The 24,936-nt window shown below is 68.6% G+C and carries 26 protein-coding genes; 13 read left to right on the top strand and 13 right to left on the bottom strand.

Annotated features, from left to right (window positions below; all coding sequences use genetic code 11):
* Position 1: 1 nt before the first annotated feature.
* The gene (locus tag C1930_RS14495; protein WP_108756859.1) at positions 2-1,639 is read left to right on the top strand and encodes an acyl-CoA dehydrogenase family protein; all 1,638 of its coding nucleotides are present in this window, start codon (positions 2-4) and stop codon (positions 1,637-1,639) included.
* 37 nt (positions 1,640-1,676) lie between these two features.
* On the opposite strand, the gene C1930_RS14490 is transcribed toward C1930_RS14495, so the two are convergent.
* From C1930_RS14490 to C1930_RS14480, 3 genes are all read right to left on the bottom strand, one after another.
* A complete protein-coding gene (locus C1930_RS14490) occupies positions 1,677-2,087 on the bottom strand; it encodes a hypothetical protein (protein WP_108750690.1) in 411 nt (136 codons plus the stop codon).
* Positions 2,088-2,236: 149 nt separating this feature from the next.
* On the bottom strand, positions 2,237-2,578 hold the full coding sequence (locus tag C1930_RS14485) for a hypothetical protein (RefSeq protein WP_108750689.1): 342 nt from the start codon (positions 2,576-2,578) through the stop codon (positions 2,237-2,239).
* Positions 2,579-2,700: 122 nt separating this feature from the next.
* The gene (locus C1930_RS14480; RefSeq protein ID WP_108756858.1) at positions 2,701-3,876 is read right to left on the bottom strand and encodes an acetyl-CoA C-acyltransferase; all 1,176 of its coding nucleotides are present in this window, start codon (positions 3,874-3,876) and stop codon (positions 2,701-2,703) included.
* Positions 3,877-4,057: 181 nt separating this feature from the next.
* On the opposite strand from C1930_RS14480, the gene C1930_RS14475 reads away from it, so the two are divergent.
* Positions 4,058-6,898, top strand: a complete 2,841-nt coding sequence (locus C1930_RS14475) for a S8 family serine peptidase (protein WP_108772035.1) — start codon at positions 4,058-4,060, stop codon at positions 6,896-6,898.
* A gap of 60 nt (positions 6,899-6,958) precedes the next feature.
* On the opposite strand, the gene C1930_RS14470 is transcribed toward C1930_RS14475, so the two are convergent.
* A complete protein-coding gene (locus C1930_RS14470) occupies positions 6,959-8,056 on the bottom strand; it encodes a Glu/Leu/Phe/Val dehydrogenase dimerization domain-containing protein (RefSeq protein WP_108772034.1) in 1,098 nt (365 codons plus the stop codon).
* 275 nt (positions 8,057-8,331) lie between these two features.
* Between C1930_RS14470 and C1930_RS14465 the strand changes: the two genes are divergently transcribed.
* Positions 8,332-9,402: an HDOD domain-containing protein gene (locus C1930_RS14465; protein ID WP_108756856.1), complete on the top strand. Its 1,071-nt coding sequence runs from the start codon at positions 8,332-8,334 to the stop codon at positions 9,400-9,402.
* A gap of 3 nt (positions 9,403-9,405) precedes the next feature.
* Here the strand turns inward: C1930_RS14465 and C1930_RS14460 are convergent, their stop codons facing one another.
* The 3 genes from C1930_RS14460 to C1930_RS14450 form a co-directional block, all read right to left on the bottom strand.
* Entirely contained in the window at positions 9,406-10,950 is a 1,545-nt protein-coding gene (locus tag C1930_RS14460; protein ID WP_108772033.1) for a phospholipase D family protein, read from the bottom strand.
* A 260-nt stretch (positions 10,951-11,210) separates the two neighbouring features.
* Entirely contained in the window at positions 11,211-11,909 is a 699-nt protein-coding gene (locus tag C1930_RS14455; RefSeq protein WP_108772032.1) for an RNA pseudouridine synthase, read from the bottom strand.
* Positions 11,910-11,956: 47 nt separating this feature from the next.
* Positions 11,957-12,457, bottom strand: coding sequence for a M48 family metallopeptidase (locus tag C1930_RS14450; protein WP_108753782.1), 501 nt, complete (start codon positions 12,455-12,457; stop codon positions 11,957-11,959).
* A gap of 62 nt (positions 12,458-12,519) precedes the next feature.
* Between C1930_RS14450 and C1930_RS14445 the strand changes: the two genes are divergently transcribed.
* Entirely contained in the window at positions 12,520-13,077 is a 558-nt protein-coding gene (locus tag C1930_RS14445; RefSeq protein ID WP_108750681.1) for a DUF2058 domain-containing protein, read from the top strand.
* Between the two features lie 111 nt (positions 13,078-13,188).
* Positions 13,189-13,455 (top strand): DksA/TraR family C4-type zinc finger protein, encoded by a 267-nt coding sequence (locus C1930_RS14440; protein ID WP_108750680.1) that lies wholly within the window; start codon positions 13,189-13,191, stop codon positions 13,453-13,455.
* A gap of 1,357 nt (positions 13,456-14,812) precedes the next feature.
* On the opposite strand, the gene C1930_RS14425 is transcribed toward C1930_RS14440, so the two are convergent.
* Positions 14,813-15,406: a mechanosensitive ion channel family protein gene (locus C1930_RS14425; protein WP_108753780.1), complete on the bottom strand. Its 594-nt coding sequence runs from the start codon at positions 15,404-15,406 to the stop codon at positions 14,813-14,815.
* A 36-nt stretch (positions 15,407-15,442) separates the two neighbouring features.
* Entirely contained in the window at positions 15,443-15,622 is a 180-nt protein-coding gene (locus C1930_RS14420; protein WP_108756851.1) for a hypothetical protein, read from the bottom strand.
* A gap of 127 nt (positions 15,623-15,749) precedes the next feature.
* Here C1930_RS14420 and C1930_RS14415 point away from each other — a divergent pair, with 127 nt between their 5' ends.
* From C1930_RS14415 to C1930_RS14405, 3 genes are read left to right on the top strand one after another with little or no spacing between them, the layout of a single operon-like run.
* On the top strand, positions 15,750-16,328 hold the full coding sequence (locus C1930_RS14415; protein ID WP_108753778.1) for a sigma-70 family RNA polymerase sigma factor: 579 nt from the start codon (positions 15,750-15,752) through the stop codon (positions 16,326-16,328).
* Positions 16,325-16,849, top strand: a complete 525-nt coding sequence (locus C1930_RS14410) for a hypothetical protein (RefSeq protein WP_108772029.1) — start codon at positions 16,325-16,327, stop codon at positions 16,847-16,849. Before C1930_RS14415 ends, C1930_RS14410 begins: the two co-directional genes overlap by 4 nt.
* Positions 16,850-16,860: 11 nt before the next feature.
* Positions 16,861-17,739 carry a DUF4097 family beta strand repeat-containing protein gene (locus C1930_RS14405; protein ID WP_108772028.1) on the top strand — a complete coding sequence of 293 codons (879 nt, stop codon included), beginning with the start codon at positions 16,861-16,863 and terminating at the stop codon, positions 17,737-17,739.
* Between the two features lie 47 nt (positions 17,740-17,786).
* Here the strand turns inward: C1930_RS14405 and C1930_RS14400 are convergent, their stop codons facing one another.
* From C1930_RS14400 to C1930_RS14390, 3 genes are all read right to left on the bottom strand, one after another.
* Positions 17,787-17,969, bottom strand: a complete 183-nt coding sequence (locus C1930_RS14400) for a hypothetical protein (RefSeq protein WP_079222716.1) — start codon at positions 17,967-17,969, stop codon at positions 17,787-17,789.
* 11 nt (positions 17,970-17,980) lie between these two features.
* Positions 17,981-18,274 (bottom strand): YkgJ family cysteine cluster protein, encoded by a 294-nt coding sequence (locus C1930_RS14395; RefSeq protein ID WP_108772608.1) that lies wholly within the window; start codon positions 18,272-18,274, stop codon positions 17,981-17,983.
* Positions 18,275-18,502: 228 nt separating this feature from the next.
* Positions 18,503-19,864 carry an Hsp70 family protein gene (locus C1930_RS14390; protein ID WP_108772027.1) on the bottom strand — a complete coding sequence of 454 codons (1,362 nt, stop codon included), beginning with the start codon at positions 19,862-19,864 and terminating at the stop codon, positions 18,503-18,505.
* Positions 19,865-20,305: 441 nt separating this feature from the next.
* Between C1930_RS14390 and C1930_RS14385 the strand changes: the two genes are divergently transcribed.
* A complete protein-coding gene (locus C1930_RS14385) occupies positions 20,306-20,641 on the top strand; it encodes a zinc ribbon domain-containing protein YjdM (RefSeq protein ID WP_108751627.1) in 336 nt (111 codons plus the stop codon).
* A gap of 6 nt (positions 20,642-20,647) precedes the next feature.
* Here C1930_RS14385 and C1930_RS14380 read toward each other — a convergent pair whose 3' ends face one another.
* Entirely contained in the window at positions 20,648-21,808 is a 1,161-nt protein-coding gene (locus C1930_RS14380; protein WP_108772026.1) for a transglutaminase-like domain-containing protein, read from the bottom strand.
* Positions 21,809-22,039: 231 nt separating this feature from the next.
* Here C1930_RS14380 and C1930_RS14375 point away from each other — a divergent pair, with 231 nt between their 5' ends.
* From C1930_RS14375 to C1930_RS14360, 4 genes are all read left to right on the top strand, one after another.
* Positions 22,040-22,642, top strand: coding sequence for a hypothetical protein (locus tag C1930_RS14375; RefSeq protein ID WP_108756847.1), 603 nt, complete (start codon positions 22,040-22,042; stop codon positions 22,640-22,642).
* 49 nt (positions 22,643-22,691) lie between these two features.
* Positions 22,692-22,871 carry an oxidoreductase-like domain-containing protein gene (locus C1930_RS14370; RefSeq protein ID WP_108756846.1) on the top strand — a complete coding sequence of 60 codons (180 nt, stop codon included), beginning with the start codon at positions 22,692-22,694 and terminating at the stop codon, positions 22,869-22,871.
* Complete coding sequence (locus C1930_RS14365; protein ID WP_108753771.1) at positions 22,868-23,485, top strand: DUF998 domain-containing protein; 618 nt, start codon at positions 22,868-22,870, stop codon at positions 23,483-23,485. The genes C1930_RS14370 and C1930_RS14365 overlap by 4 nt, the downstream gene beginning before the upstream one ends.
* 71 nt (positions 23,486-23,556) lie before the next feature.
* The gene (locus tag C1930_RS14360; protein ID WP_234412828.1) at positions 23,557-24,894 is read left to right on the top strand and encodes an AcvB/VirJ family lysyl-phosphatidylglycerol hydrolase; all 1,338 of its coding nucleotides are present in this window, start codon (positions 23,557-23,559) and stop codon (positions 24,892-24,894) included.
* The last annotated feature ends 42 nt before the right edge of the window (positions 24,895-24,936 follow it).

Here is a 24,936-nt window from a genome sequence, read left to right as displayed (position 1 = left end):
GATGAACGGACCGGGCTTCAGCAGCAACGTTCCCTACGAAACGCACGTGGTGCTGAACCAGCCACCACCGTTCGCCGGGCGGCAGTTATGGACCGACGATGTCGCGCTGGCCGAGGCAGTGCAGCGTGAGGGCGGCGGTGCCTTCGCGCCGCGCCTGGCGGTGTATGGCGCACTGGCCGGCGATGAGCTGTACCGCCTGGGGTTCGATGCCAACCGCGACCGGCCGCGCCTGCGCACGCACGATGCGCAGGGGCACCGCATCGATCTGGTGGAGTTCCATCCGGCGTACCACCAGCTGATGGGCACGGCCAAGCAGCACGGCGTGGCGGGGCTGTCCTGGCACGAACCGCAACCGGGCGCACACGTGGCGCGCGCGGCGCTGAGCTACCTGCATCACCAGGCCGAAGCGGGCACCAGTTGCCCGCTCACCATGACCCACGCTGCCGTGGCGGTGCTGCACTCGCAGCCGCACCTGGCCGAGTGGGCACGCAAGGCGGCCGCTCCGGTCTACGATTCGCGCGATGTGCCGGTGGCCGACAAGGCCGGCATCACCCTGGGCATGGGCATGACCGAAAAGCAGGGTGGCTCGGACGTGCGTGCCAACAGCACCCACGCCGAGCCGATCGACGGCGAGCGTTATCGCTTGTCGGGGCACAAGTGGTTCTTCTCCGCGCCGATGAGCGATGGCTTCCTGGTGCTGGCGCAGGCCCCCGGTGGGCTGACCTGCCTGCTGATGCCACGCCGCCTGGCCGATGGTGACCGCAATGCGTTCCGGCTGATGCGCTTGAAGGACAAGCTGGGCGACTGGGCCAACGCGTCCAGCGAAGTGGAGTTCTGCGGTGCACAGGCCTGGCGCGTGGGCGAGGAGGGGCGCGGGGTGGCCACCATCATCGGCATGGTGATGATGACCCGGCTGGACTGCATGCTGGGCGCGGCGGCGGAAATGCGCATGGCCCTGGCCCAGGCGCTGCACCATGCACGGCACCGGCGCGCGTTCGGCAAGCCGCTGGTGGACCATGCGCTGATGACCAACGTGCTGGCTGATCTGGCGCTGGAATCCGAGGCGGCCACGGTGCTGGCCATGCGCATCGCCCGCGCGGTGGATCGCGCCGCCATCGATCCGGCAGAAGCCGCGCTGGCGCGGGTGGGCACGGCGCTGGGCAAGTACTGGCTGTGCAAGCGCGCCCCGGCCTTCGTCAACGAGGCGCAGGAATGCCTGGGCGGCGCTGGCTACGTGGAAGAGTCGATGCTGCCGCGCCTGTACCGGCAGGCGCCGTTGAATTCGATCTGGGAAGGCAGTGGCAACATCCAGTGCCTGGACGTGCTGCGCGCGCTGTCGCGTGAGCCGGAAACAATGGCCGCCCTGCAACAGGAACTGCAGGCGGCGGCCGATGCCGACCTGCGCTACTCGCAGGCGCTGCAGCGCTGGGAAGAATCACCCGGGTTCGACGAGGGGCAGGCACGCGCCTTCTGCGAGCGCACGGCACTGCTGCTGCAGGCCGCCGTGCTGTTGCGGGCGGAAAGCCCCATGGCCGACGCCTTCATCCGCAGCCGGTTGCAGGGCGAGCATGGCCTGGCGCTGGGGACGTTGCCGCCGGGGCTGGAACTGGGCGAGATGCTGGCGCGCGCCCTGCCGTAACGTCGCCGGGCCAAAAGGCCCGGCGACACGGGAAGCATCAGTGCTTGGCTTCTTCGTGGGCCGCGTTGGCCTTCGCGTCATCTGCGACATCGCGGGCCTTGTCGGCCACCTTCTGCGCGGCATCGGCGGTGGCATCGCTGGCATGCGCGGCCGCATCGGTGGCCGCAGCCTTGGCCTGGTCGGCGGCGGTGGCGGTCGCATCGGCGGCCTTGTCCAGCGCCTGCTGGGTATCGGCGGCGGCCTGCTCGGAGGCCGCAGCAGTCTTGTCAGCGGCCTCGCGGGTGGCCGCGGCGGCCTGGTCCACTGCATCACGCGCGGCGGCGCCCGCGCTGTCGGCGGCCTGCGCGGCATCCTGGCGGGCCTGTTCGGCTTCCGGGCCCTTGCAGGCGGCCAGGGCCAGCACCAGCGAGGCGGCCAGCAGGGAAGTGGTCAGCGTGCGGATCTTCATGGCGGTCTCCGGTACAGCGATGGATGGGGACGCCAGCCTATTCAGGCCCCTGTGAAGGCCCGGTCGCGAGGCCAACAGCGGCATTCAGGCAAAGAAAAAGCCGCTGGCGAACCAGCGGCTTTTCCAGAACAGCGTGAAGAAAGAAGTTATTACTTCTTGGCTTCTTCAGCAGCGTCCTTGGCCTGCTCGGCGGTGGCTTCACCGGCCTTGGCAGCGTCGGCAGCAGCGCCGGCAGCAGCGTCGGTGGCAGCAGCGCCAGCCTGGGCAGCAGCGTCGGTCGAAGCGTCGGCAGCGGTGGCGGCGGTGTCAGCGGCCTGCTGGGCAGCGTCGGCGGTCTGGGCGCCGGCAGCGGCGGCCTGGTCGGCAGCAGCCTGGGCTTCGGTGGCGGCTTCGTTGGCCGAAGCAGCGGCGTCCTGGGCAGCTTCCTGCTTCGAGCAGGCGGCCAGGGCCAGGGCCAGGGACATAGCGACCAGCAGCTTGTTGATGCTCATTGTGTGAATCCTCGTCGTTAGATTAGGCAACGCGCAACTGCGCGCCGACAACATGATGACAAGCCAAGATTGGGTGTCAAGCGCTCCCGCATTCATTTTTGCGAAATCGCCGTTAATTCCTTTCAGATCAACTCGATGGCGATTGCCGTCGCTTCGCCGCCACCGATGCACAGGGTAGCGATGCCGCGCTTGCCGCCGCGCGTGCGCAATGCGTTGACCAGGGTGACCACCAGACGTGCGCCCGAGGCGCCGATCGGATGGCCCAGTGCGCAGGCGCCGCCATTCACGTTGAGCTTGTCGTGGCTGATGCCCAGTTCACGCATCGGCGCCATGGCCACCACGGCAAAGGCTTCGTTCACTTCGAACAGGTCGACCTGGTCCAGGGTCCATCCGGTCTTCGCCAGCAGGGCGTGGATCGCGCCGATCGGCGCGGTGGTGAACCACTCCGGCTCCTGCGAATGGGTGGCGTGGCCGACGATGCGCGCCAGCGGGGTGATGCCGCGCGCGGCCGCATCCTCTTCGGCCAGCAGGACCACGGCAGCGGCGCCGTCGGAAATGCTGGAGGAACTGGCGGCGGTCACGCTGCCATCCTTCTTGAACGCCGGGCGCAGGGTCGGGATCTTGGCGATGTCCGAACGGCCGGGCTGCTCGTCGCTGGCGAACTCGACCTCACCCTTGCGGGTGGCCACCTTCACCGAGACGATTTCATCGGCGAATGCGCCATTGGCCTGCGCGGCCTGCGCACGGCGCACCGATTCGATGGAATAGGCGTCCTGTTCCTCGCGGGTGAACTGGTACTTGTCCACCGCGCATTCGGCGAATTCACCCATGGCCTTGCCGTCGTAGGCATTGACCAGGCCGTCGTGGGCCATGTGGTCCACCGCCTGGAAGTTGCCGAAGCGGTTGCCGGTGCGCGAGTTGGGCAGCATGTGCGGGGCGTTGGACATCGATTCCATGCCGCCGGCCACCACCACCTTGGCCGAACCGGCCTTGATCAGGTCGTGGCCCAGCATGATGGTCTTCATGCCCGAGCCGCAGACCTTGTTCAGGGTGGTCGCGCCGGCCGACAGCGGAATGCCGGCGGCGATGGCGGCCTGGCGGGCCGGGGCCTGGCCCAGGTTGGCCGACAGCACGCATCCCATCAGGACTTCGGAAACGTCGCTGGCCGGTACCCCGGACTGCTCAAGGGCGGCGGCGATGGCGGCCGCGCCGAGGGTCGGGGTGGGCACGCCGTTGAACTGGCCCAGGAAGGAGCCAATGGCGGTGCGCTTGGCGGCGGCGATGACGATGTTGGACATGGCAATCTCGTTGATGCGTGAGCAATGTTCGGAAAGGAGACGGCGGGCGTTGGAAGCGGCGCCATTTCCCGGCAGACTGCGTGGGGGTCGACCCAGTATAGAGGGTCGGCGGTAGCTGCCGCTGGCAGCACTGGATGCCTGCAAGGGGTTGCGGCAGGCCAACGTTCATGGGAAGGAAACGATGGAACGTAAGACGATGGGCAGGTCGGTTCTGGCTTCGGCGCTGGTCGCCGCGCTGAGTGCATGTGGCGGTGGCGGTGGCGGCAGCAATGTACGCATCGACCCGCCCCCCACCACGCCGCCGGTAACCCCGCCGCCCACCACGCCCACGCCGGCCAAGCCGACCGAGCCGGCGGTGAACGCACACCTGGTGCAGACCAATGCCCTGGCCGCGCAGTCGGCTGGCCTGACCGGCAAGGGCGTGCGCATCGGCATCGTCGATTCCGGCGTGAAGCGCGACACCGCAGCGCTCAATGGCCGCGTGGTGGCCAACCTCAACTACGTCGATCCGGCGCGCAACAACCTGAACGTGGACGACGTGGTCGGCCACGGCACCGCGGTGGCCAGCCTGGCCGCCGGTGCAACCGTGGGCGTCTGGCCCGGCGGCATCGCGCCAGGGGCGCAGATTGTCTCGGCGCGGATCATTTCCGACACGTCGCCCACCGATGACGGCAGTGGTCAGGGCAACTCCTTCAGCGGCCCGCTGGGCGTGGCCGGCATCCACCAGGACCTGATCAGCTACGGCGTGAAGGTGATGAACAACTCCTGGGGCGGGTTGTACTGGACCGATCTGGCCACCACCGCGCAGGTGGCGGCCGAGTACCGCCCCTTCATCATGAGCAACGGCGGCCTGGTGGTGTTCGCCTCGGGCAACGAGGGCCGCGACCAGCCCAGCAGCGTGGCGGCACTGCCCAGCCAGCGCGGCGTGGGCGGTTCGTTGCCGGCGGCCGATCTGGAAAAGGGCTGGCTGGTGGCCACCGCCATCGATCCCAACAAGCCCGGCGAACGCACCAGCTGGGCCAACGCCTGTGGCGATGCGGCGCGCTACTGTCTGACCGCACCGGGCAGCGCGGTGTTTCCCGAGCGCAATGGCAACGGCTACCAGTGGAATTACGGCACGTCGTTCGCCGCGCCGCTGGTATCAGGCGCGGCCGCGCTGGTCTGGGAACGCTTCCCGTACTTCGACAACGACCTGGTGCGGCAGACCCTGCTGGGCACGGCCACCGACATCGGCGCGCCAGGCGTGGACGCCATCTACGGCTACGGCCTGCTGAATGTCGGCAAGGCCGTGAACGGCCCGGCCCGCTTCGACTGGGGCAATACCACCGTCAACGTCTCGCAGCTGGGCCTGAATTCGGTCTGGAGCAACAACATCACCGGCAGCGGCGGCCTGGTCAAACAGGGCGAAGGTTCGCTGGGCCTTTCCGGTACCAACACCTACACCGGCGACACCCGCATCGAACGCGGCACGCTGGCGCTGCGCGACGGCGCGTCCATCACTTCCAACGTGGTGATCACCGCGCAGGCGGCAAGCCCCAACGCGGCCGCGCTGCAGTTCATGACCGGCACCACCCGGGTCAAGGGCAACGTGGACAACGCGGCGATGGTGATCGTGCGCGATGCCAACAGCAGCGCCACCATCGAAGGCAACTACCTGCACCGCAACGGCGCACGATTGATGATCTCGCTGGGTTCCAGTCCACTTGCCATCACCGGCAGGGCCACCCTGCAGGGCGGCGACGTGCACGTGTCCAGTGTCGTCAGCGGCTACGTGCCGGCTGCCGGCCGCACCCAGACCGTGCTGCAGGCCGGGCAGGGCGTCACCGGCACGTTCAACGGGGTCAGCAACAGCCTCAACGCGGGCAGCCTGCTGGATGCATGGCTCAGCTATGGCAGCAACGACGTCACCCTGAACATCGACCGGGTCAACGTGGTCAGCGCGGCATCGGCGGCCGGCCTGGGCGCCAGTACCCAGGCCTCGGCCTCGCGCGTGGAACGCGCGTTCGAAGCACTCGACGATGGGACCGACGTCACCGGCGTGTTCGCCCAGGGCGCGGGCGCGCTGCAGGGCGTGCAGGGCAACCTGGCGCTGCAGCAGAGCCTGGACAGCCTGTCCGGCAAGGCGCATGCGCTGGCTACGGCGGCCACCTTCGACAGCATCGATCTGGGCCGCCGCGCGCTGTCCGCGCGCTTCGGCCAGGTGCAGGGCGCACCGCGCCTGGCCGGTGCCTGGCAGAACGCGCTGGGCGAGGCCGGCCAGGGCAGCTTCTCGGCCAGCGGCGCCGACACCCATGGCTGGATGATGGGCCAGGACACCGCACTGGGCAGCAACGGCGTGCTCGGCTTTGCCTTTGGTGAAACGCGCAGCTTCGGCAACCGGGCCTGGGGCAGCGATCGCGGCCGCGACCGGCAGTCGCAGGCGCAGCTGTACGCCGGCTGGAATGCCGGTGGTGCGTATGCGCTGGGCCAGGTGGGTGCCGGCCAGTTCAACCGCGAGATCGATCGCCAGCTGCTGTTGGGTGCCGGCCAGTACGGGGTCAACGCCCGCTACGGCGGCAACTTCAGCACGGCCAGCGTGGAGGCCGGTTATCGCTTCGGCTGGGCTGGTGCTTCGCTGACCCCGTACCTGGGCGCCGACTACACCCGCGTGGACAGCGATCGCTTCAGCGAACAGGGGGGCCTGGGCTTCGGCCTGCGCAGCGCAGGCGATGCCAGCAGCCGCAGCCAGGCACTGGCCGGCGTGCGCGCAGAGCGCCAGTGGCGCAACTGGGCGCTGCGTGGCTACGCCGAATGGCAGCAGCAGTTGTCCAGCCAAGGCATGGATGCGCAGGCCAGCTTCGTCGGCATCGATGCCTGGGCGCCGATGGCCGGGCTGCAGCCGATGCGTTCCGGTGGCCTGCTGGGTCTGTCGGTGGAATCGTGGCTGAGCCGCAACAGCCGCCTCAGCTTCGGCTACGACCAGCGCTTCGGCCCGCGCGGCGAACTGAGCCAGGTCGCACTGCGCTACAGCGCCGCGTTCTGACGCGGCGACGCGGCATTGCGTGACCACGCCCGGCAGGCTGCCGGGCGTGGCCAGCGCCGATCAACCGCCGCGCAGGTTGCCCAGGCGCGGGGTGCTGCGGCCCAGCGGCATCTTCAGCTTGCCGATGGACTGGATGCGCGTCTCGGCAATGCGGTCGGCCGCGCGCTGCGGCGCGATGTTCTCGCGCTGCGACAGTTCGAAGATGCGCGTCAGGTTGTGGTAGATGCTGCGGATCAGGCGCATCGCCCGCTCGCGGTTGTAGCCGTCGATCTCCAGCGACACATTCATCACGCCGCCGGCGTTCACCGCGTAATCCGGTGCGTACAGGATGCCGCGGGCATGCAGCTCATCGCCGATGTCCAGGCTGGACAGCTGGTTGTTGGCGGTGCCGCAGATGATCTTCGCCTTGATCCGCGGCAGGGTGTCGGCGTTGATCGCCCCTTCCAGCGCACACGGGGCGAACACGTCGGCGTTCACTTCGTGGATCTCGTCGGGCTTGACCGCTTCGGCGCCGAAATCGCTGACCGCACGATCCACCAGCGCGCTGTCCAGGTCGGTCACGTAGAGCTTGGCGCCGCGGTCGCGCAGCAGCTTCACCAGTTCCATGCCGATGTGGCCCAGGCCCTGCACGGCAATGCTGGTCTTGCCCACTTCTTCGTGGCCGAACTTGAAGCGCAGCGCCGCCATCAGCGCCTGCAGCGCGCCATAGGCGGTGAACGGGGCCGGGTCGCCGGAACCGCCATGGACCTGGTGCACGCCGGTCACGAACTGGCTTTCCAGGTAGATGTTCTCCATGTCGTTCACATCGGTGCCGACATCTTCGGCGGTGATGTAGCGGCCGCCCAGGGAGTCGACGTAGCGGCCGAACGCGCGGAACAGCACCTCGGTCTTGTCCACCTTCGGGTCGCCGATGATCACCGCCTTGCCGCCGCCCACGTTCAGGCCAGCCAGGGCGTTCTTGTAGGTCATGGTGCGGCTGAGCCGCAGCACGTCGTTCAAGGCCTCGTCGGTGCTGGCGTAGGGGCGCATGCGCACGCCGCCCAGGGCCGGGCCCAAGGTGGTGTTGTGAATGGCGATGATCGCCTTCAGGCCGGCATCCTGGCTGTGGCAGAACACCACCTGCTCATGACCGGTGGTGGCGAGGGTTTCGAATAGCATGGCGTCTCCGATGGCGCGATCAGCGGCGAACTGCAGCGAACTGCCAATGAACGGTAGGGTCCCAAAACAAAAAAAGCGACGTCGTCATGGCTGGGGGACGGGTCGCGCGGCGCCATTCTAGTCCATTCGCCCGGCCGATGCCGTGCACGGCCGGGGCGGCGGCATTAAAGAAGATGAAAGCGCGGCCGATGCTGCGACGACGGCAGGTCGCCGAATGTGAAGAAGGCGCGGGTGCAGGCAGTGGCAGCAGCAGTGCAACAACACGGCGGGCGCCGGTGAGGCCGGTCTGGTGGCAGGCCATGACGGCGTGGCTGGCGGGCAGGCGCGCGACCACACCGGTGCGCCGGGCCGAATCGCATGTCCGCCCGGCCGCCGGTCCCCTGCAGGGCGAGCCGCTGGCCGCCGACGATGTCGCCGCGCACCTGCAGCGCAGCCTGCATGCGCTGGCGCTGTCCCCGCATCTGGTGGGCGAACCGGCGGGCGAGGGCAGCTCGCCGCTGGCCGAGGCGGTGGACCGCGCCCTGCAGGACCGCGACTGGGCCACCCGGCAGCTGCCGCGCCGCCCGCAACTGCTGCCGCAGCTGATCCAGACCGTCAACGACGATGCCGCGTCGGCGCGGGTGATGGCCGCCATCATTGGCCAGGACCCGGTACTGACCGGCAACCTGCTGCGCATTGCCAACAGCCCGGCCTACAAGGTGCACGAGCGGCCGGTGGAAAGCCTGCAGCGCGCGGTCACACTGGTCGGTACCGAAGGGGTGCGGCAGATCATCAGTGCCGTGCTGGTACAGCCGGTCATGCAGGTGCAGTGCGACGTCTTCCCGCAGTTCAGCACGATCATCTGGGAACACGCGCTGCTGGCCTCGCGCGCCGCAGCCGACCACGCCCGCACGGTCACCTTCGGCGATGCGTTCGCCGCGCAGTGGCTGGGGCTGGTGCAGGGGCTGGGGGCGGCGCTGGTGATGCGGCAGGTGCTGCAGGAAGCGCAGGGCCGCGGCAGCACGGTGGATGCGGCGCTGGCACTGGACCTGCTGCAGCGCTGGTCCTTGCCGCTGGCGCAACGCGTGGCCGCCGCCTGGGACCTGCCCGAACCGGTGCACCAGGCGCTGGCCGCCGATGCGCAGGGGCCGCTGGCAGACAGCCTTCGCCTGGGCAGCGCGGCGGCCGCGGCCAGCCTGCTGTGCCGGCATGGCCATGGCAGCCAGGTACGCATGCAGGCCCTGCTGGAACAGCTGCCTTCGGCACCGCCCCACGCGCTGCGCTGGATCTGGCGACGGCTGCACGGGCGCGCGGTGGAAACGCTGGAGGAAGCCGGCGCCGAGGACGGTGAGACGCCCGTACCGTAAGCGCTACAGCTGCGATTCCACCGGCAGCCAGCTGATCACCCGCGCGGTCCAGCGCTTGCCCAGCGAACTGCCGGGCTCGCGCCCCACCCAGTGCGGCGGCGGCTGCCGTTCCAGCCAGCGCAGCTCGTTGCCAGCGCCCAGCGCCAGCCACCAGCTGTGCTGCGGGTCGGCCAGCCGCAGGTACTCCTGGCGCAGGCGCGCGCCCAGCACCGGGTCGTCGAACAGCACGCCCATTTCCGTGTTGAGGTAGGCCGAGCGCGGGTCGAGATTGAACGAGCCGACAAAGCCGCGCCGGTCGTCGATGACGAAGGCCTTGGTATGCAGGCTGGCGCCGCTGCTGCCGAACAGGCTGCTGTCGCCCGGTTCGCCGTGTGCCTTCAGTTCGTACACCTGCACGCCGGCCTGCAGCAGCGGTACCCGGTAGCCCATGTAGCCGCCGTGCACCGCAGCCACATCGTTGGCGGCCAGCGAGTTGGTCACCACGCCCACCTGCACACCGCGTGCGGCCATGGCCGAAAGACCCTGCAGGCCTTCGGCACCGGGCACGAAGTAGGGCGAAACCAGCAGCGCGCCGTGCTGGGCGGACTGCAACTGCGCGGCCAGCGCGGTCACCAGCCAACCCTCGCGTGCATCGTCGCGGTGTTTCATCGGCGGGTCGGACAGGATGCGCACCTGGGCGCTCCAGTGCAGGGGCTCGGGGCCGGGCTGGCGCAGCGCTCGCGAGCTGGCCACGCGCTGCAGGTAGGGACGGCTGCTGTCATGCAGCGCATCGCGGTCGGACTGCTGCAGTAGAACGCGCAGCTGCGCCTGGCTGTAGTGCGCCAGCGCGCTGATCGGAACGGCGGCGTCGCTGTTCCAGTACGCATCGAAGATGGCGCTGGCCTGCTGCACCGCGGGGCCGGCCACGACCAGGTCCAGGTCCTGGAAGTTCACATCGTCGCGCGCGCTGAAGTATTCCTCGCCGATGTTGCGGCCGCCGACGATTGCCACGCGGCCATCGGCGATCCAGCTCTTGTTGTGCATGCGGTGGTTCACGCTGAAGGCGCGTTGCACCAGTTCCAGCGTACGGGCGATGCCGCTGCGGTTGCGGAACGGGTTGTACAGGCGGATCTCGATGTTCGGGTGCGCATCGAGCGCCAGCATCAGCGCGTCCTTGTCCTTGGCATTCATGTCATCCAGCAGCAGGCGCACGCGCACGCCGCGCACGGCGGCGTCGTGCAGCGCCTTGGCCATCAGGTGGCCCACCCGGTCGTCGTGCCAGATGTAGTACTGCAGGTCCAGGCTGCGGCCGGCCTGTTCGGTGATGACCGCGCGCGCGGCGAAGGCATCCAGTCCATCGCTGAGGAAGGCCACGCCGGACTGGCCGGGGTGGGCGGCCAGCAGCGGCGCCAGCTGGCGATCGATCGCGGTCTGCGCAGGCTGCAGTGGCAGCACCTGCGATGCGCGCCCGCGCGCGCTGGGGGTGAGATGGTCGGCCAGCAGCAGGCCCGACAACACCAGCAGCACCAGCGCAGCAACGATGATGGCGACGATACGCAGCAGTCTCATGCCACCATGCTAGTGGATCCACGCCCTGCGTGGATGGCGTTCTGGGCGCGGTCACGCCCTGCGTGGATGGCGTTCTGGGCGCGGTCACGCCCTGCGTGGATGGCGTTCTGGGCACGGTCACGCCATGCGTGGATGGCGCTTTGTGGGGTCAGAGCCCTTGCCTGCGGCAAGGGATCCGACCCCGTGGCTAGTAGATCCACGCCCTGCGTGGATGGCGTTCTGGGCATGGTCACGCCATGCGTGGATGGCGCTTTGTGGGGTCAGAACCGCTCGTCGCTGCCCAGGTAGCGCCACTGCCCCGGCACCAGCGGCCCCAGCGCCACGCGGCCGATGCGCAGCCGGCGCACCGCCGTCACCTGCAGCCCGGCAGCAGTCACCGCCACGCGCAGGCCTTTGGCGGTCAGGCCCTTGCCGGCAAACCGCAGGCGTTGCTCGCTCTGCCAGCTGACCTTGGGCCCGCCGGCTTCCTGCTGCAGGCGCGCCATCAGCCACGGGCCACGTTCGGGGCCGCCTTCGGCCACGTCCACCAGGTATTCCTGCTCGGTGCGGCCCAGGTTGCGCTGCAGGTGGGCCAGCGTGGCCGGGTCCTGGCTGACCACCACCAGACCGCTGTCGGCGGCCGGCAGTGCGGCGGCCAGTTGCAGGCCGTGGAAGTGGCGCTGCAGGGCGCGGGTGCCGCTGGCATCCAGTTCGCTGCGCGTCGCGCTGCTGACCAGTGCGCACAATGCCTCGGCCGCCATGCCCGCCGGCTTGTGCAGCAGCATGCTGACCCGCTCGGCTTTTTCATCGCTGGCCTGTTCGGCCACCACGATCACCGCGTCCTCATCCACCGGGCGCTGCGGCTGTTCCACCACTTTGCCGTTCACGGTCACCCAGCCACCTTCCACATAGCGCCGCGCTTCTCCGCGCGGGATGCCGAGCAGGGCGGACAGGCGTTTGTCGAGGCGGATCGGTTCCATGGCGGGCAGGTCGGTCAGGGGGCGCGCAGTGTAGCTGCTGCGGCCGGTCAGCGCTGGCTGCGGTTGGCCAGCTCGGTCAGGTACAGGCGGGTATCGAACTCCAGCTGCAGGTAATCCGGCTCCATGTGCTGGCACAGCTGGTAGAAGGCCTTGTTGTGGTCGGCTTCCTTCAGGTGCGCCAGCTCATGCACCACGATCATGCGCAGGAACGCGGCCGGAGCCTGGCGGAACACGGTGGCGATGCGGATCTCGCGACTGGCCTTGAGGCGACCGCCGTGCACGCGGGAGATGGCGGTATGCGTGCCCAGCGCGTGCTTGATCACTTCCAGGGTGTTGTCGTAGCAGACCTTGTTGAGCGGCACCGACTTGCGCAGGTAGCGGTCCTTCAGTTCCTGGGTGTAGTCGTACAACTGGCGGTCGCTGCGCACCTCGTGCGGATCGGGGTAGCGCTGCTGCAGCCAGGGGCCGAGCTTGCCCTGGGCCAGCAGTTCGCTGACCTGGGCCACCAGAGGCTCGGGATAACCGGTGAGGTACTTCAGGACAGCCATGCAGGGGCGGCGGGGCGTCGGTAGAATGGGGCTTCCAAGATTACACGCGGTACCGACCGACCATGGCAAAGCCCAACGCGCTGCAGGAACAATTGCTCAAGGCCGGCCTGGCCAAGAAGTCGCAGGCCAGTGCTGCCGCGCGTGAACAGGCCAAGGCGCGGCAGGGCAAGGCGGAATCGGCCTCGGCCGAGGTGCAGCGCGAAGCTGAACGCGCGCGCGCCGAGAAGGTCGAACGCGACCGCGCGCTGGCGGCCGAGCGCAATGCCCAGGCCCGCCAGGCTGAACAGAAGGCGCAGGCCAAGCAGATCATCACGGCCCACGCGGTGCCGCACAAGGGTGATGACGAGTACCGCTTCAGCGATGGCGCGGCGATCCGCACGCTGCTGATCGACCCCAAGCTGCGCAAGGCGCTGTCGGTGGGCGTGCTGGTCATCGTCGCCCACGGCGAAGGCTACGCCCTGCTGCCGCGTGCGGCCGCCGAGAAGGTGCGCGAGCGTGCGCCCGAGGCGATCATCGTCGACCACGGCCAGCCCGGCTCGACCGCCGAGATTTCCACCGGCAACGCCGAGGACGACGCCTACTACGCCCAGTTCCAGGTGCCGGACGACCTGGTCTGGTAAGGCGCGGCTGAACCGGTCGCCAGCACGCCGGGCAGGGCCCGGTGCTGCCGATTGCAGTTACGGGTAAGGTCCCCATATCAGGGGAATACCTGACAGTTGCGGAGGTGAGTGATGGCCACCGGTTGGGCGGGCGACGGCGCGGTCCAGGACCAGATCGACGCCACCGTTGACGATGCCATTGCCCGTGCGCGGCGCCAGCTGCGCCAGGGGCCGGGTCTGGAACACTGTGAAGAATGCGACGCGCCGATTCCGCTGGCGCGGCGCCAGGCCGTGCCCGGTGTTCGCCTGTGCGTGGCGTGCCAGCAGGCGCTGGACGATGAAGAACAGGCACACGCCGGTTACAACCGCCGCGGCAGCAAGGACAGCCAGCTTCGGTGAAAGGGGTTTTTGCAGGGCTGCGCCCTGCACCTGCTCAATGCAACGTCAACGTCAACGTCAACGTCAAAAGCGGCATTCCGTGGGATGGCGGGGCGGTGTCGGATTGCGGGGACGCCGCAAGTACGTCCGTGTAGGCTTGGCAGCCGCATCCATGCGGCTGACACCCCGCAATCCGACACCGCCCCACCTCTGACAGATTCCCGCGATCGGCGGGGGATCCACGCCATGCGTGGATGGATCTCTGTGGGAATCGAAAATTTCGGATTGAATTCGAAACGCATCCACGCATGGCGTGGCTCTACTTGCCATCGCGGCACATGCGCGGCGGTTGGTAGGTGTCGACCTTGGTCGACACAGTAGATCCACGCCATGCGTGGATTGATCCCTGTGGGAATCGAAAATTTCGGATTGAATTCGAAATGCATCCACGCATGGCGTGGCTCTACTAGCCATCGCGGCACATGCGCGGCGGTTGGTAGGTGTCGACCTTGGTCGACACAGTAGATCCACGCCATGCGTGGATTGATCTCTGTGGGAATCGAAAATTTCGAATGGAATTCGAAACGCATCCACGCATGGCGTGGCTCTACTTGCCATCGCGGCATGCGCGGCTGTTGGTAGGTGTCGACCTTGATCGACACAGTAGATCCACGCCATGCGTGGATTGATCCCTGTGGGAATCGAAAATTTCGGATTGAGTTCGAAATGCATCCACGCATGGCGTGGCTCTACTAGCCATCGCGGCACATGCGCGGCGGTTGGTAGGTGTCGACCTTGGTCGACACAGTAGATCCACGCCATGCGTGGATTGATCTCTGTGGGAATCGAAAATTTCGAATGGAATTCGAAACGCATCCACGCATGGCGTGTATCTACTGGCCATCGCGGCATGCGCGGCTGTTGGTAGGTGTCGACCTTGGTCGACACAGTAGATCCACGCCATGCGTGGATTGATCCCTGTGGGAATCGAGAATTTCGGATTGAATTCGAAACGCATCCACGCATGGCGTGGCTCTACTGGCCATCGCGGCATGCGTGGCTGTTGGTGGGTGTCGACCTTGGTCGACACATCTGTCAGATACCGAATGAATTCACGCGTGTCGACCAAGGTCGACACCCACCAGAGCAGAACGCCGATCCAAAAGATCGCGGGAAACTGTCGAAGGCGGGGTGGGTCCGGTTGCGGGGGTGTCCGCGGCATGGATGCCGCGGCCAAGCTTACATGGACGTACTTGCAGCGCCCCCCGCAACCGGACCCACCCCGCCATCCCACGGAATGCAAGCTTTTGCCGTTGCCGTTGCCGTTGCCGTTGCTCGTAGCAGGTGCAGGGCTGCAAGCCCTGCAGAGAAAACCCCCTCAGCCGTCGCCCTGGATGCCGCCGGGGGCCTGCGACGGGTCGCGCCAGCGGCGCACCGTGCGCTGGAAGAACAGGTTGTTGGGCAGCTGCAGCACCGTGCCCTGGTGGCCATCGCCGGTTTCCTGCAGCGTGGTGTAGATCAGGTTCACGTCGATCACCCGACCCTTCAGGCCGGGCTTCTCGCCGTTCTCCAGCACTTCGATGTAATCGTGCAGGCGGAACGGGCGGGTGGTGAAGATCAGCAACGTGCAGAAGATGTTGGACAGCACGCTCCAGGCCGCGAAGAAGGCCACGGCACCCACCGCCGCAAAGCCGGTGAACGCGGTCCACAGCACCGAAGGCGATGCACCCAGCAGGCTGAGGATGTACAGCAGGGCGCTGAAATACACCACGAAGCTGCTAATCCGCCGCGCACCCATCGCCATTTCCTGCGGCAGGGTGTAGTGCTCGGAAAAGCGCCGGATCAGACGCCGCGCCAGCAATCGCAGCAACCAGGCGGCCAGCAGCGTGGCCAGGATCTGCAGGCCGACGCCGATGTCGTGCAGCCACGGGTGGGTCCAGGCCGGCAGGTGATCCTTCAGTGACAACATCATGGGGCGACAGCGGGTAGCGGAGAACAACGCCCGATGTTACCCGGCGCGCGGTGGCGTTTCGACTGCAGGCGGCCACTGCACGCAGACCAGTGCCTGGCGGTGCCGCTGCAGGCATGCGCCGTGGGCCTCGCCGTGCCACTGCAGCGACAGGCCCAGGCCCTGCTGCGCCATGCAGATTGCGATGGCCAGCAGCGCAGCACAGTGGGTGGCGGACATGGGGGCTCCGGGCCTGCGGCCACGCGGGGGGGATGCAGGCATGGATGCAGCGGCGGCCGAAAAGGTTGCATGCCGAAGCGGCCGCGGGCCGTCTAAACCTTTTGCTGGGGCGCTGCATCCAAGCGCTATGCTCGACACCACCATGCCACCGCCACCTGCCGCCGCTGATGCGCCCGATGAGCCCGCGTTGATCCGGGCGGCTGCGGCCGGCGACACCGTGGCCTATGAGTGCTTGTACCGCAGCCACGCGCCGCGCCTGTTCGCCGTGCTGTGGCGGCTGTGCGGCGGGCAGCAGGCGCGGGCCGAAGACGCGTTGCAGGAAGCCTTCCTGCAGGCCTGGAAGGCATTGCCGGGTTTCCGCTTTGAAAGCAGCCTGGCCACCTGGCTGCACCGGCTGGGGGTGAATGCCGCGCTGATGGAACTGCGCGTGCGCGCTGGCGGGCAGGACCACCACAGCCTGGACGACATGGAAGGCGGCCTGCAGGAGCTGGCCGTGCATGACCGCTGCGCCGGCACCGAGCGTGATCTGGAACGGGCATTGGCAACACTGCCACCGCGGGCCCGTGCGGTGCTGGTGCTGCACGATATCGAAGGCTGGAAACACCACGAAATCGCCGAACAACTGCAGATGGCCGTCGGCAGTTCCAAGGCACAGTTGCATCGCGCGCGCGGCCTGCTGCGTGCGCGGCTGGGAGACATGACATGACCACACCCGACCCCGATCACGACCTGCTGGCGCGGCTGCGCGACCTGCCGCAGCAGCGCATTCCGCCTGCCGATGGCTGGGCGCGGCTGTCGGCACGGTTGCCGCCACGCGAGGCTGTGCAGGCGACCACCGCGCCGACCGTCATAGTGGCGCTGCGACGCCGTCCGCTGCGTCGCGCCTGGCTGCCGCTGGGCGCGGCGCTGGCCGCAGGCCTGGCGCTGTTCGCGGTGGCCCCGTGGCGGCATGACGCCGTGCAGGCGCCGGCACCCGGCGGGCTGCAGCTGCAGGCCAATGCCATGGCCGCGCAGTACCAGCAGGCGGTGGCGTCGTTGCCGGCAGCGCGTGCGCCGGAATGGCAGCCGGCGCTGCAGGAACTGGACCGCAGCGTGGTGCAGATCCGCGCCGCCATGGCGCAGGACCCGCGCGCTGCTCATCTATTGGCACAACTGCGGCGCACCTACGCGCTGCGGCTGGAACTGACCCGGCAGGCGGCACAGGCCGCGGCCGGACTGACAACCTGAGGAGATTCCCGATGCGAGCCTTGCTTCCCCTGTCTGCTGCCCTGCTGCTGTTGCCAACGTTGGCGCTGGCCGACACCCGCGTGGACGAACGCCACGCCCTGGCCAGTGGTGGCCGTATTGAACTGAGCAACGTGGCCGGCAAGGTCACGGTGCGCGGCTGGGACCGCAACGATGTGCAGCTGACCGGCAGCCTCAGCGACGGCCTGCAGCTGCGCCAGGAAAAAAGCGCCAACCGCGTGCGCTGGGAAGTGGAATACCCACGGCGCAGCAACAATGGTGGTGCCACCCTGGTGTTGAACGTTCCGCGCTCGTCCGAGCTGCTGCTCAGCACGGTCAGTGCCGACCAGGACATCAGTGGCATCGATGTGCGCAGGCTGCAGGCCGACACGGTGAGCGGCAACCTGAGTGCGGCCGGGCGCAGCGCCGACAGCAAGCTCAATTCGGTCAGCGGTAATGTGACTGCACGGCTGCAGACGCCGCGCCTGGACGTGAACACGGTCAGCGGGCAGATCCAGGCCGGTGGCGGCGTGGCCGGCGACATCGGTGCGCAGACCGTGTCGGGCAGGGTCGGGGTGGATGCCGGCCGCATCCAGCGTTTGGCCGTGGAAACGGTGTCCGGCGGCATCGATCTGTCGGCGTCTGCCCTGGCGCCGGGCGGCCGTATCAGCGTGGAATCGGTAAGTGCGTCGGTCAGCCTGCGGCTGCCGCGTACGGTGTCGGCGCAGCTGTCAGTGAACAGCTTCAGCGGCGCGATCAACAGCGATGCGGGCAGCGTGGAACGCCCACGCTACGGCCCGGGCAGCCATCTGGATACCCGCTTGGGCAGTGGTGATGGAGATATCCGCGTGCAGTCGCACTCGGGCAGCGTGCAGGTCCGTCTGGACCGTTGAGCCGGCCCGGCAGGCCGCGGCGGCAGCGCCGCCGCGGTCAGGGTGGGTCAGCTGGCTTTCTTCAGCGCCCAGGTGGTGCCCAGTACTTCGATCTTGCCACCGCTCTTGCGGAACGCGGCCAGATCGGACGCAATCGAATCGCTGCTGACCGTGGTGCTGGCGGCCGCGCCCTTGCGTTCGCTGCGGATGCTGTTGGTAGCCTTCGCGGGGGTCTTTGCCTTGCGGGGCATGGTTGCTCCTGTCAGGTGGAAGGGGAGGAAAGCGCCCAGGCATCGGCCTGGCGCAGGTAGTCCTGCCGCTCGCGGCGGCAGTCATCGCCGCCCATCGCAAACTGGCGGCAGATCGCCGGGCGCTGCGAATAGATCGTGCAGCGCAGGTGATAGGGATCGATCGCCGCGCACCAGCCTTCATCATTGCGCGCCATCACGGCACGGCCGTGCCTGTCGCGCGAGGTATACTGGCGGGGCACGTTGTCGCCCCCCTGCAACAGCACGGGCAACCGGCAACAGACCGCATCACAACGGCGGCAGTCGATGGGTGCAGGTGCTTCTTCAGGTTGTGCGGCCACAGGGGCCAGGCGGGTGCCCAAAGCGGGTCTCGATGGCGGCTCGGGTAGTACGCGGACCATGAACGAGCCAGAAGGCATGGCCGCAAGGCCCGCTGCGCGGGCCGGGCCCTACCCGGGGACACACACCGGCGCAGCCGGCGGAAGGTAGAGCCCTATCAAGCCTACCGAGGGTAGCAAAGTTCGCGTAACGTTTTGTTAATCCCGGCTGGCTGCCGCCAGCGCCAGCCCCTGCACCACGCCCAGCGAGGGCTCGCCATGCACCATGCGGGCACCGGGGAAGGCGTCGGCCGCGGCCTGGCGCAGGTAGCCGGCGCGGGACATGCCGCCGGTCAGGAACACCGCGTCCGGATCGCCGCCGATATCGCTACGGACCTGCGCCAGCAGGGCCCGGATCTGTTCCAGGTAGCCGTGCGCGGCAGCGGTCAGGCCTTCGGCGCTGGTGTCGGCATGCAGGTCGCGGGCAATGTAGTCCAGCGTGCTGCGGTGTTGCGGGCTGCTGCTCAGGGCGATCTTGGCGCGTTCCACGTCGCGGTACAGGCGGGCGGTGTTGCCGGTGTCCTGCAGTGCCTGCAGGCGGTCGCCCCAGGGCGCGTCCACGTGGTCGTACTTGTGCAGGCGGAACTCGCGCTGGCGGGTCATGTCCTGCACCGTGGCCGCTTCCACGTAGTGGTGGGCGGGCACGCGGGTGATGCCGCGGCCGAACAGCGGCATGTAGCTGGACAGGCTCAGTGCCAGGTCGATATCGGTACCGCCGCGGGCGATGCCCCAGGCGCGGTGGATGCGCGGTGCGGCGTCGCCGCCCACCTCGGCGTGGGCGATGTCGGTGGTGCCGCCGCCGATATCGACGATCACGGCCTGGTGCCGCTCGCGGCTTTCGGCGTGGTAATGCATGGCGGCGGCAGCGGGTTCTTCCAGGAAATCGATCTGGTCGAAGCCGGCCTGGCTGGCGGCCTCGCGCAGGATGTCCAGCGCCTGTGCGTTGCCGGCATCGCCGATGGAGCTGCGGAACTGCACCGGGCGGCCAAGCAGGGCGGCGCGCAGCGGCTGGCCCAGCTGGGCGCTGGCGGTCAGGCGGATATGTTCCAGGATGTGTGCGGCGATACCGGTGATGGTCTGCTTCGCGCGCGGGTGCAGGTTGTAGCCCAGCATCGACTTCGGGCTCTGCACCAGGTTGCCTTCGTGTTCCTCGAAATAGGCTTCCAGCGCCTCGTCGCCGTAGACCGCGTTCTGCAGCAGGTCGCTGGCGCTGCGTTCCTGTCCGGCGCGGGCTTCCATCCATTCGCGGCGCAGGGCACGCAGGGCTTCGCGGCGCAGGGCCTGCGGCGTGCGTTCCTGGCCGGCAGCACGGGCCGCGCGGGCGGCGCTGTCGATCATCTGCTGCAGCTGGTGTTCCTGCCCGGCATCGAGCTGGAAATCGTCCGGGTCGGGCACCACGCCGGGGAAGTAGACGCTGGTGCGGAACTGTTCGGCGTCGCCGAAGCGGATCGGCAGCAGCTGGCCATCGCGGACGATCGCGGCGGCGGAGTTGCTGGTACCAAAGTCGATGCCGAGGCGCATGGGAAATCCGGGGGACAGGCGGGGGCCGCGCACTCTGCTGCAGTTCGGCGCGTCCTGCAAGTTTCAGTCGGCTTCGGTTGGGTTTCAGCGCCTGCCTGCTCCGCTCGGGCGGCGCGGGGAGGGGCGGCCGGGACACGCGGTAAATACGTCCATGTAGCTCGTAGGCGCCTTGCACGCGTGCGCTGTCCTGCGCACACGGCAAGACCGGGGTTGGGCGTCCTGCCCAACCCGCCCGAGGCATGCCTCGGGCCCTTGGCGCCTACGGTCCCGTCCGCCCCTCCCCACGCCGCCGTGACAGTTCCCTGCGCCGCGGCAGCAAAAAGCAGAGCCCACCCCCCCGCCCCAGCGAGATCAATCAAAGCGCCGCGCGCGCGACAAAAATCGGAGCACAGGCGTGCCGGTTACAATGGCGGCTGTTGATTCATTTTGAGGTACTTGCTGATGTCGTCCGCTCCCGCTTGCCCGCAGTGCACCCTGGAAAACACCTATGCCGATGGCGCGCTGTGGATCTGCGCCGACTGCGGCTTCGAGTGGACCGCCGAAGAGGCCAGTGGTGCGGGGCTGGTGGTGCGTGACAGCAACGGCAACACGCTGCAGAGCGGCGATACGGTCACCGTGATCAAGGACCTGAAGGTGAAGGGGTCTTCCATTCCACTGAAGCAGGGCACGGTGATCCGCAACATCCGCCTGGTCGAGGACGATGCCGAACACATCGAAGGCAATTCGGACAAGATCAAGGGGCTGGTGCTGAAGACCTGCTTCCTGAAAAAGGCCTGACGCGCTTCAGCGCCGCGCCTGCTGCTGCGCGCGCCAGCGGGCCAGGCTGTCCAGCTTGGCCTGGTAACGCGCCTGCTCGGGCGCCCCGCCCAGTTGCTGGGCACGCAGCAGTTCGCGGTCGGCCCGCTGTACCTGCCCGCTGCGGAAGTAGGCGCGGGCCAGCCCGAAATGGAACTGGTGCGCACTGTCGTACAGGCGCACGGCACGCCGGTAGTAACGGATCGCCTCGGCCAGGTTGCCACTGCGCTCGGCCTGCGCCCCCAGCATGTACTGCACGAACGGATCTTCGCGCTGCACCTCGTGCAGCACCTGCTGCAGGGCGTGCGCCTGCGCGGTCATGCCCATGCGCTCGTACAGCGCACTGGCGTTGGCCAGCGCGGCGTCATGCCGGGGCTTGAGCCGCAGCGCGGTTTCCAGGGCCATGCGCGCGGCGACCAGGTCGCCACGGCGGCTGGCCAGCACACCGACGTTGTTCCAGGTGGAGGCGAATCCCGGGTCCTGCTGCAGCGCCGCCGCGAAGAACGCCTGCGCGCCGGCGCCATCGTTGCTGGCCATGCGTTCGGCGCCGCGGTTGTTGTAGAAGTGGGCCAGCGCCCGCGCGGTGCTGATCGGTTGCGGGCCGCGGCGGTCGTAGAGCACGTTGCGGTCCAGATCGACCGTGCCGCTGCGCCCGTCCACCACGATGGACGCGTTCACGTGGCCCACGCTGTAGACCACGCCCTGGTCCTGGTCCTGGTACCAGGACACCACCCGGTCCACCTGCTGCACGCGTGCCTGGATGCCGGCCTCGCGCGCCAGGGTCACGAACAGCAGGGTGAAGGCCAGGCAGTTGGCCCGGCGTTGCTGCCAGATTTCGGCAAGGGTGTAGGTGGCGTTGGCGTCGTACTGCAGGTCCAGGCCGCGCTGCGAAAAGATCATGTCGACCAGGGCCTGCGCGCGCTGGTCGCGCGAGCGCGAACGGTTGATCACCTGCTGCTGCAGCATCTGCCGCAGCGGCGCGGGGATGGCCAGCACCTGCTCGGGCGTGGGCACCGGCGTGGATGTTGTCTCCAGGGCGGCCAGCGCAGGCGCCGGGGCGGGGGCGGTGGGCGCGGCCTGGCCCTGCGCCGCCAGGGACGGAGCGATTCCCAGCAGCACGGCCAGGCTGCAAGCGGCAAGCAGGTGCATGAGCAGTTCCTGCACGACGGCGGACGCTTCCGCCTGCCGGCAGTGTAGATCGGGGGCCCCGACCGGGCGCACACCGTCCGTCGGCACAAGCGTTGATCCACAGAGGATGTGGACCAGCGCTTCACAAAGCTGTGGACAACCGCCGCCAGCGCTTGCCGGGCAAGCGTTGTGAGTGCGTGGTGAAAAACTGACCAGCTTGCTCTGGCCGCGCGTCGGCGGGATCATCGTTACATGGACTTCGCCCCCGTTCCGCTGGCGCCGGCGCAGTGGCAGGCGCTTGAAGCGGCCTATGCCACGCCACCGCGCGCCTACCACCACTTCGGCCACGTGCGCGCGGTGCTGCAGCACTGCCAGCAGGTGGCCGACGGCCCGGGCTGGCAGCAGCCGGCCGAGGTCTACCTGGCCGTGCTGTACCACGATGCGGTGTACCAGGCCGGGCGCAAGGACAACGAGGCCCGTTCGGCGCAGTTGGCCGTGCAGGCCATTGCCGATGTGCCTGCTTTTGCGCAGGTGGATGCCGCGCGGGTGGAACAGCTGATCCTGCTGACCGCACGCCACGGTGCGCTGGGGCCCGATGAGGTGGACGCCGAGGCCGCGCTGTTCCTGGACTGCGACATGGCCATCCTGGGCGCCCCGGCCGAGGTGTTCGATGCCTACGACCGTGGCGTGGCCGAAGAGTACCGGGGTGTCGTGCCCGGCTTCCTGTACCGTGCCGGTCGCCGTCGCTTCCTGCAGGGGCTGTTGCGTGCGCCGCGCATCTTCCTGAGCGATTTCTTCCATGCGCGTCTGGACGCTGCGGCGCGGGCCAACCTGCGCCGGCACCTGGAACGCTGAGCGGGGCCGTTACACTGGCGCGGTGTTTCCTGTCCTGTCTGATCTGCCTGTGACCGATCCCGTGCCCGATCCCGACCCGCGCCCGCTGCCGCCGGAAGAACCCGGCCCCAACGAGTGCTGCGGCAGCGGCTGCCCGTTGTGCGTGCTGGACCTGTATTCGGAAGAACTGCAGCGTTACCGCAAGGCCCTGGCCGAATGGCAGGCACGGCACCCGCAGGAGGCGCCGTGAGCCGGGCCCGTCCCGCAGCGCTGTTGGCCCTGGTGGCGCTGCTGCTGTTCGTGGCAACCGCACTGTGGACGCAGTTCGCGCGCGCCGACCTGGACTGGGTGCGGGCAACGCTGAGCCTGTACCTGCATGGCCCGTGGGGGCTGGCCCTGCGCACCGCCTACTGCCTGCTGGCGCTGGCCATCGCGCTGCTGGGCATTGCCCTGTACCGCGGCAGCCGCGGGCCGCGCCGCAGTGCCGCCGCCCCCTTGCTGTTCACCGTGGCGGCGCTGGGCCTGGCCACCGTGGCGATCGGTGACAGCTGGCTGCCGCAGCTGGCGCCGCTGATCGCGCCGCTGGTGCATGGGCTGGCCGCCAACACCGCGTTCCTGTGTGCCAGCGTGGCCATGCTGCTGCAGGCCTGGTACCTGCGCCGCGAACCGGGCTGGCAACGCAGTGCGGCGCTGCTATGGGCGTGGGCGTGGCTGGCGTTCGTGCTGCTGTGGATGCACGTGCTGTGGCGCGATGGCCCACCGCGCGGGCTGGGGCAGAAGATCGTGATCGCGGTCATCGTCGGTTGGCTGCTGCACCTGGCGGTGTCGCTGTACCGCCGCGCACGCATCGCCAGCGCCGGCTGAACCGCCCACGCCGGTACATGCCGTGCACGCGCCGGCAGCGTATCGTGTGCGCATTCCAACGGGGATGTGACATGACGCGTGCAGGGCTGTGCAGGGCGATGGGACTGGTGTTGGCGCTGGCGGCGGGATCGGCAGCCGCCGATGTGCAGCAGGTCAGCCACGGCCGCTTTGAGCAGGTGCCGGTGCATTCACCGGGCGGTGCGCCCAAGCGCGTGGTGATCTGGTTCCACCAACCGTCTGCCGCGCCGGCCGCCGCCGCGCCGATCGAGGCCCTGCGCGCCGATGGTGCGCTGGTGGCGTCGGTCGACGTGGACCACCTGCGCGGTGTGCTCAAGCGCGAGGGCAACAGCAGCTGCGCCTTCGGCGCGGGCGACGTGGAGAACTTCTCGCGCTGGGTGCAGGCCTACCTGCATCTGCCCGGCTACCACCTGCCGTTGGTCGGTGGTGATGGTGAAGGCGCCGAGCTGGCCTACAGCCTGGCCGCACAGGCCGATACCCAGGTGTTCGCCGGCCTGCTGACCAGCGGTTTCTGCCCCGACCACAGCCACGAGCGCATGGTCTGCGGCGACGGGGTGAAGCACGGCCGCCTGCAACCGGCAGAGTTGAATCTGCCGTGGTTGAACGCCGATGGCGGCGCGGGCTGCAAGGCCGGCCATGCCGATGCCTTCGTGCAGCAGGTGGCCATGGCCCGTGGCTTCAAGCGCACTACCGCCGGCGATGCCACGCCAGGGCTGGTGGCGGCGGCACGGGTGATGGGTGCGCAGGCCGGGGTGAGCCTGGCGCCGCCGCCCGATGCGCTGAAGGGCCTGCCGGTGGTGGAAGTGCCCGCGCGCGGTGACGGGGACACCCTGGCGGTGTTCGTTTCCGGCGACGGCGGCTGGGCGGGCCTGGACAAGAACGTGGCCGAGTCGCTGGCCGAGCACGGCGTGTCGGTGGTCGGCCTGGATTCGCTGCGCTACTTCTGGACCGCGCGCACCCCACAGGGGTTCGCCGCGGATCTGCAGAAGATCATCGAGCACTACCGCCAGCAGTGGCACCGCGACAAGGTGATGCTGATCGGTTTCTCGCAGGGCGCCGACGTGCTGCCGGCCAGCATCAACCAGCTGGACGCCGCAACCCGCGCGCGCGTGCAGCGCATCGCCCTGCTGTCGGTGGGGCGCAAGGCCGATTTCGAATTCCACGTCAGCAACTGGCTGGGCGGCGGTGGCGATGGCCTGCCGATCGCGCCTGAAATCGCACGGCTGCCGGCAGCGAAAACGCTGTGCGTGTTCGGCGAAAAAGATGCCGATGCGCTGTGCCCGGACCTGCCCGCCAACGATGGCGTGCAGAAAGTGAAGCTGCCGGGCGACCACCATTTCGGCGGCGATTACGATCGCGTGGCCGAGGTGATTTTGAAGGGCGGCGCGTAAAGCCTCTGGCGTTCGCCGGGCATGGCCCGGCGCAAAACCTGC

Source organism: Stenotrophomonas sp. SAU14A_NAIMI4_8, from assembly GCF_003086695.1.
In the GTDB taxonomy this organism is placed as follows: domain Bacteria; phylum Pseudomonadota; class Gammaproteobacteria; order Xanthomonadales; family Xanthomonadaceae; genus Stenotrophomonas.
The sequence above is the reverse complement of the archived record's forward strand: the minus strand, read 5'-3'. Positions and strand labels throughout refer to the sequence as shown.

Excerpts from the sequence above, each read along its gene's own strand:
- C1930_RS14480 (WP_108756858.1), bottom strand. The coding sequence starts at position 3,876 with ATGTCCAACATCGTCATCGCCGCCGCCAAGCGCACCGCCATTGGCTCC.
- C1930_RS14495 (WP_108756859.1), top strand. The coding sequence starts at position 2 with ATGAACGGACCGGGCTTCAGCAGCAACGTTCCCTACGAAACGCACGTG.
- C1930_RS14405 (WP_108772028.1), top strand. The coding sequence starts at position 16,861 with ATGCGAGCCTTGCTTCCCCTGTCTGCTGCCCTGCTGCTGTTGCCAACG.
- C1930_RS14380 (WP_108772026.1), bottom strand. The coding sequence starts at position 21,808 with ATGCACCTGCTTGCCGCTTGCAGCCTGGCCGTGCTGCTGGGAATCGCT.
- C1930_RS14415 (WP_108753778.1), top strand. The coding sequence starts at position 15,750 with ATGCTCGACACCACCATGCCACCGCCACCTGCCGCCGCTGATGCGCCC.
- C1930_RS14420 (WP_108756851.1), bottom strand. The coding sequence starts at position 15,622 with ATGTCCGCCACCCACTGTGCTGCGCTGCTGGCCATCGCAATCTGCATG.
- C1930_RS14450 (WP_108753782.1), bottom strand. The coding sequence starts at position 12,457 with ATGGCTGTCCTGAAGTACCTCACCGGTTATCCCGAGCCTCTGGTGGCC.
- C1930_RS14475 (WP_108772035.1), top strand. The coding sequence starts at position 4,058 with ATGGAACGTAAGACGATGGGCAGGTCGGTTCTGGCTTCGGCGCTGGTC.
- C1930_RS14485 (WP_108750689.1), bottom strand. The coding sequence starts at position 2,578 with ATGAGCATCAACAAGCTGCTGGTCGCTATGTCCCTGGCCCTGGCCCTG.
- C1930_RS14460 (WP_108772033.1), bottom strand. The coding sequence starts at position 10,950 with ATGAGACTGCTGCGTATCGTCGCCATCATCGTTGCTGCGCTGGTGCTG.
- C1930_RS14400 (WP_079222716.1), bottom strand. The coding sequence starts at position 17,969 with ATGCCCCGCAAGGCAAAGACCCCCGCGAAGGCTACCAACAGCATCCGC.
- C1930_RS14360 (WP_234412828.1), top strand. The coding sequence starts at position 23,557 with ATGACGCGTGCAGGGCTGTGCAGGGCGATGGGACTGGTGTTGGCGCTG.
- C1930_RS14410 (WP_108772029.1), top strand. The coding sequence starts at position 16,325 with ATGACCACACCCGACCCCGATCACGACCTGCTGGCGCGGCTGCGCGAC.
- C1930_RS14425 (WP_108753780.1), bottom strand. The coding sequence starts at position 15,406 with ATGATGTTGTCACTGAAGGATCACCTGCCGGCCTGGACCCACCCGTGG.
- C1930_RS14490 (WP_108750690.1), bottom strand. The coding sequence starts at position 2,087 with ATGAAGATCCGCACGCTGACCACTTCCCTGCTGGCCGCCTCGCTGGTG.
- C1930_RS14445 (WP_108750681.1), top strand. The coding sequence starts at position 12,520 with ATGGCAAAGCCCAACGCGCTGCAGGAACAATTGCTCAAGGCCGGCCTG.
- C1930_RS14385 (WP_108751627.1), top strand. The coding sequence starts at position 20,306 with ATGTCGTCCGCTCCCGCTTGCCCGCAGTGCACCCTGGAAAACACCTAT.
- C1930_RS14390 (WP_108772027.1), bottom strand. The coding sequence starts at position 19,864 with ATGCGCCTCGGCATCGACTTTGGTACCAGCAACTCCGCCGCCGCGATC.
- C1930_RS14440 (WP_108750680.1), top strand. The coding sequence starts at position 13,189 with ATGGCCACCGGTTGGGCGGGCGACGGCGCGGTCCAGGACCAGATCGAC.
- C1930_RS14455 (WP_108772032.1), bottom strand. The coding sequence starts at position 11,909 with ATGGAACCGATCCGCCTCGACAAACGCCTGTCCGCCCTGCTCGGCATC.
- C1930_RS14470 (WP_108772034.1), bottom strand. The coding sequence starts at position 8,056 with ATGCTATTCGAAACCCTCGCCACCACCGGTCATGAGCAGGTGGTGTTC.
- C1930_RS14375 (WP_108756847.1), top strand. The coding sequence starts at position 22,040 with ATGGACTTCGCCCCCGTTCCGCTGGCGCCGGCGCAGTGGCAGGCGCTT.